This is a genomic window from bacterium (genome assembly GCA_022616075.1).
GTDB lineage: Bacteria > Acidobacteriota > HRBIN11 > JAKEFK01 > JAKEFK01 > JAKEFK01.
On the sequence record JAKEFK010000279.1, the window covers coordinates 1 to 5,509 of the forward strand.

The window sequence follows — 5,509 nt, forward strand, 5'->3', positions numbered from 1 at the left end:
ACACAACACTACTATCGATCAGGGTTGAAGTGGAGCGGAGGGAGTAGGATTCGAACCCACGGGGAGCTTGCACCCCCAGCGGTTTTCAAGACCGCCGCCTTAAACCACTCGGCCATCCCTCCTGGACTTGTGGAATCAATAATTTAGCTTTTTCTGCTATTTGTGTAAAGCGAGATTGTGCCCACAACTGTGCCCAATCATTCTCGGACTTTTCCGCATTCAATGCCACGGCGGCGTAAAAAACCGCCGCGGTTGAGTCCATTTTGGTTCAGGAAGCGGAAAAGTTCAATGTTACCGTTTCTACGATGAGTGTGAAAGATCCTGTGGATATCCTAAAGCTATCTGTCGCAGAGAACCGAAAAGCGCTTTCAATTGTGAAGTTACCATTTCCGCTTCTTCCTTTAGGGCCATCTACGACATAGAATTCCGAGAGATTGCGCTCATACTCATAATTGTCGTTGTAAGACTTGCTATTGGGCGCAATCACCGGAGCAAATGGCAGTTGAATGCCGGCAGTATCAGAAAGAGCAATTTCGTTCCGGAGCGTTTTCTGGCTTATTAAAGGATTCAGCAAATACACCTTTTTGTTATTAAGAAACAGGTCCGTTCAACAGCTCCCCCGTTCCTGCAAGAAATAAAACTCGCAGAATGGGTAGATTAATTTAGTGTTTTCAGCTGTTGGTGTATAGCGATCATCCTAAAACTAGGCAATACTTTTTTTGATCAATGGTTGGTGTGGTTTTTTTTCACAATCTGCGGCTTGAAGCTAAACACATTAGGATCCTCGGGATCTACGATTGCCCGAACCCAGTGTGTTTCAGGGAAACCGAAGGTCTCAACCCTTGTGAAGTTTTCAATGATCCGTCCACTTTTGGAGCCGACCAGCGGTTTGTCAACACGAAAAATATGAGTATCTCCATGCACGTATACTACCGGCTTAGCGAATGCCAGAGTTTCTTTTTCGATCATCGACAGGAATTCATCATAGCCTGTTGTGTTTCTGGTTTCGGGTAATTGAAGTTCCAGGCCCCTGAGGTATCTCCGCTGCAGATTGGGCGTCCACAAATTCTCAAAGCCCGGATTCGCCTGAGCAATAATCATGATCCCCTTGCTACCGCTGCTTTTGGCCAGGTCGAATGCCTGCTTCATCCACGCGAGGTTAGCAGCATTCCGCGCCATGAACTCCGCGTCCATCTCCGGTGTGCGACCGAGATTATTGTTGCTACCAACCATATGCAGCGTAACAAACAGCACATTGTCACGGCTCCACCGCACATTCTCACGGAATCTGGCGTAGCTTCTGTTTTCACTCTGGCGTGTTAGACGTATCGTGCGTCGGCCAAGGCTTTGATCACCGCTGAAAAACATTTTGCGAAGCTTTGTCAGTCTCGCCGATGGGTCATATGGGCGGGGTTTCGCGCGGTGGCAGTCAAGCCATTCGTTATCGCCAGGAACAAATATGAATGGGTGTTTGGAGTCTTTCGCGAGGTCCAGACGATTTTGAAATGTCTCATCGCTGCATGGTGGCATTCCTCCCACGAAAATAAATGGCGCGCGCTGATTAGCCAAATCTGACGGCGCTTTCTCTGTCCAATACGCGCCGTCACCCCAAAAATCGCCATTGTGAACGACAAAGGCCAAATCAGCGGTGTTAATTTCGTTCATTACATGAGCAAATTCCTTTTCGGTTCGCGCATCATAAGGCATGTCGCCGATCAGTGCGAATTCAAATCCAGCGCTTTGTCCTTCAATGCTGCACGAAATGATAGTCATCAGAAGAGAAGCGATCAGAACCGGCCACCGCTTCCTCCTGGAATGCGCGGCTCCATTCATGTTTCTCACATGAGCTCCTGTTTAATTGTATGCTGAATCAGCGCCATGTTAAAATGGCGGAGATCACATCGCTTTCATCCGGCAGGCAATTAAAAACAAATAGAAATGCACTAGAAACGCGGCGATAATTGTGCCCAAAATTGTGCCCGCGACAACAGGAAATCAGGCAATTCCAGCCAACTCCAGGCAACTCGCGAGAAAAGGTAAGTTATTGAAAAGGCAGGTATTTCAATGATTTACGGGAGGACCCTCAAAGTCTTTCAAGACCGCTGCCTTAAACCACTCGGCCATCCCTCCTGGACTTGTGGAATCAATAATTTAGCTTTTTATGCTATTCGTGTAAAGCGAGATTGTGCCTGTGCGTTCTGAGCGATCCCTCGGATTTTTATGTTTCCAATCGCGCGGCAGCGTAAAAAAGGTCACTGCTTCACCCAGATCGATTCAATTCCGGGTGATGCCCATCTGATCTCCTTAATCTTTGCGGATTTGTCGCGGAGAAAGCAGACTTCGCCAAAGTACTTGTAGTCGAAGAAGCAATCCTTTTTAATCGGATAGAGCCTGATATCACCCGCATGAAGAAAATCTTTTTTTAGAAGGACCACAAATTCGCTACCGCTGCCGCTTCGTTTGTAGCGCCCAAAAAATTCGGTCAGGTCCTCGTTTGGATCAGGAATGATTTTGGGGGCTGGAATATTTTTTCGGCTTAACTTTTTTCCCTGCAGAATCTCCCTCAGCCCTTCCACGATCATGTCGAACGCGCCGGAAGCAAGATTCGAGAGCATTACAGATCCATATTTCTTTTCGCGTTCGATTTCAAAATAGGCGCGATGGCCGTTGGTGCTTCCGCTTCCACTGAGCGTTGTCTCATCGATCAGGAAATTCTTTGTCTGTTCACCATATTTCCCGTACAAAATGGCCTGAGCGAACCGATGAACGTCTGCCGCAGTGCTGAACACGGACCCTGCGCCTACCAGAAATGAATAATCTTTCAGGGGAGCGTTAATGTAGCCGTTTGGCCCAAGAAGATAGTCTTGTGCGCGGCGTTCCATGATCGTTTCACTGTCGAAGTCGAGCGAGTCTTTCATTCCTGCAGGCGCGAACACGTAATCCTGCAAAAGGTGTGCGTAGGACTTCCCGGACGCGATCTCGAAAACTCGCGCCAACATTGCATATCCGGCGGAGCTATACAGTCGCTGCGTGCCGGGTTCGAATGCAAGTGGCACTTGTTTTACCTTCTCGACAAACTCCGCTGTCGTATGCGAGATCGATTCCGCTTCAGGCGGCATGACGCGGTGCGGAATCCCGGAGCGATGTCTTGAAAGCATCTCGATCGTGATTTTGTCGCCCCCTGGAAAATCAGGAATATATTTGGCGAGTTTGTCATCCGGTGAAATCTTTCCGTCTTCGATCAGCCGGTTCAGGATCACAATCGTCATCAGTTTTGTGATAGAGGCGATGCCGATCCGCGTGTTCAACTGGCACGGGATCTTATAATCAGCATTGGCAAACCCAAATGATTTTTCATAGATCACCGTTCCATTCTCCGATGCCAGAACGACACCGGAAAACTGTTTGGCTTTCGCAAACTCCCTTACCAACAGATCGATTTTTTCCGCTCGACCGGGCTGGCCTAAGCCGACTTGAGGATAGATGGATATGATCAGGAACGAAACCAAAGCGGGAAATCTTATTCTGTTCATCAGAACATTTCGACCTCCCGATTCGTGAAATGGTTGCTCTTTGCCCGCCTGGCAAGGTTCTTATCAGATATAATCGGAACAAGTACAAGTCCTTACGCACTATGTAATTTGAGTATGAATCGTTCAGATTGCGGACCATGGAATGGAGGAGTCCTGCTTCTATTGCTGGCTCTCTGCAGTTGTGAAGCTGCGCCCCAGGATTCGTCTCACACCATGCTCCGTCTGGCTGTTGGTAAATCGCCCGGAAGCATTCTAATTGCCGATTTCAATAAAGATGGCCACCTGGATCTTGTTGCCGGAAATCAAGGGAGTGATGATATCCATATTTACCTGGGAGATGGTAGCGGCCAATTCCATCAGGCAGATGGTTCGCCTGTCGCTGCGGGTGAATCCCCAAACGATCTTGCCGTTGGCGATTTCAATTTCGACGGCAAACAGGATTTGGCGGTGGCGAATCATGAGACAAAAGGAGTCACGATTCTGCTTGGAAATGGACATGGCCAGTTTCAGGAGCCGCCATATTCTCCGGTTCAGGTTCAAAGTGATCCTCATGTTCATGGAATCGCAGCCGGCGACTTTAACGGAGATGGGCTGATCGATTTGGCCGTTGAAAGCTGGAGCATTGATCGCGTGGAAATTCTGTCCGGCATGAAAGACGGTGGTTTTCTTGTACCGGGCAAACTTGTTGTTACGGGAGATAAACCATATCAGAAGCTTCGTGCCGCAGACATCGATCAGAATGGTAAGCCGGAAATCATCACAACCAGCTTTAATGGTGGCGATGTAACCATTGTTACGGAAAATGACAGGGTCCGATTCTCAGTTTCTCCTAATCCGTTCGGCGTTGCAGCACTCGACTGGAATGCGGACGGCAAAACCGATCTGGCGATCGCTCACTATTCGGGGAGTTCTTCCGATTCTTCGAAGGATGGAATTACAATCTTGATTGGAGATGGGAAGGGGAGTTTTTCTAGCGTATCACGTACGCCGTTTTCCACATGCAAAGCTCCTCTTGATGTAGCTGGTGGAGATGTGAATGGAGATGGCGTGGAGGATGTCATTGCCGCTTGTTATGTAAGCAATGAAGTAGGAATAACTCCGGGCAGCAAGGTCGGAAAGGCTTCAGAGGGCATTTTTATCCGTGTTGGATCAAATCCGGAAGCGGTTGCAGCTGGAGACTTAAATGGCGATGGTAAAACCGACATAGTAACCGCAAACAGCGGCGATGACACGTTAACGGTGCTGCTGAGCAAGTAGTTTCAACTGGCTCCGGTATCGCCGCTTAAGTCGCGAGGAGAGTTTCACGGTTTGCTGGAAAACGTAGAATTCACCAACGGCACATGACAAAACATTTCTTTCCTTACCCCGATGTTTTTTTTCGACGCGGTTTTCTCACTGAGGAAAAATGTGTGCGTCTGGTGGGCTCATTGAAAGAAGCGCCAGGAAAATTTGCCACTGTAAACAAAATGCGTACATTCAAGCGGGATGTCGCAATGCGGAAGACGAAGGTCTTGAATCCAACCGTGGATATGACTTTTGAACTGCATAACCAGTTATCTTCCATTCTCCCAGAAATGGAAAACCGTTTCGCTACAAAATTAGGTGCGGTCGAAGCTCTTCAATTCTTGCAATATCGTGCAGGTGATTTTTATGCGCCACATTTTGATTCGCCGCAGGAAAATACAATGCCTGCCGCAATCCGGACGAGGGCCGTATCCGTGGTAATTTTTGTGAATAGCCCGGAAGGTTATGAAGGTGGGGAATTGATCCTATATAGTGCTTTAGGCGCGAAAGAGCAGTCTCAGGCCTGCGGGTTTCTGGTGCAGGCTCAAAATGGGTTGCTGGTAGCCTTTCGTTCCAACTTGTTGCACGAAGTAAAGCCAGTCATTCGTGGTATCAGATATGTAATTGCAAGCTGGTTTCATTCCCTCCCGACCTGAAGTTTTCAGAATCGATTCGCGCTAGCACATTTTTCT

General features: G+C 48.3%; 5 protein-coding genes and 1 tRNA gene. 2 read left to right on the top strand and 4 right to left on the bottom strand.

The genetic code is table 11. The features are described 5' to 3' along the window. Window positions 1–35: 35 nt before the first annotated feature. From L0156_22980 to L0156_22995, 4 genes are all read right to left on the bottom strand, one after another. Window positions 36–122, bottom strand: a tRNA-Ser gene (locus L0156_22980). A gap of 146 nt (window positions 123–268) precedes the next feature. After that, on the bottom strand, window positions 269–580 hold the full coding sequence (locus L0156_22985; GenBank protein MCI0605861.1) for a hypothetical protein: 312 nt from the start codon (window positions 578–580) through the stop codon (window positions 269–271). 143 nt (window positions 581–723) lie between these two features. Beyond that, window positions 724–1,842: a hypothetical protein gene (locus tag L0156_22990; protein MCI0605862.1), complete on the bottom strand. Its 1,119-nt coding sequence runs from the start codon at window positions 1,840–1,842 to the stop codon at window positions 724–726. Between the two features lie 410 nt (window positions 1,843–2,252). After that, window positions 2,253–3,533 carry a beta-lactamase family protein gene (locus L0156_22995; protein ID MCI0605863.1) on the bottom strand — a complete coding sequence of 427 codons (1,281 nt, stop codon included), beginning with the start codon at window positions 3,531–3,533 and terminating at the stop codon, window positions 2,253–2,255. A gap of 114 nt (window positions 3,534–3,647) precedes the next feature. Between L0156_22995 and L0156_23000 the strand changes: the two genes are divergently transcribed. Continuing rightward, window positions 3,648–4,790, top strand: a complete 1,143-nt coding sequence (locus tag L0156_23000) for a VCBS repeat-containing protein (GenBank protein MCI0605864.1) — start codon at window positions 3,648–3,650, stop codon at window positions 4,788–4,790. A gap of 83 nt (window positions 4,791–4,873) precedes the next feature. Then, window positions 4,874–5,473 carry a 2OG-Fe(II) oxygenase gene (locus L0156_23005; protein ID MCI0605865.1) on the top strand — a complete coding sequence of 200 codons (600 nt, stop codon included), beginning with the start codon at window positions 4,874–4,876 and terminating at the stop codon, window positions 5,471–5,473. Window positions 5,474–5,509: the final 36 nt, after the last annotated feature.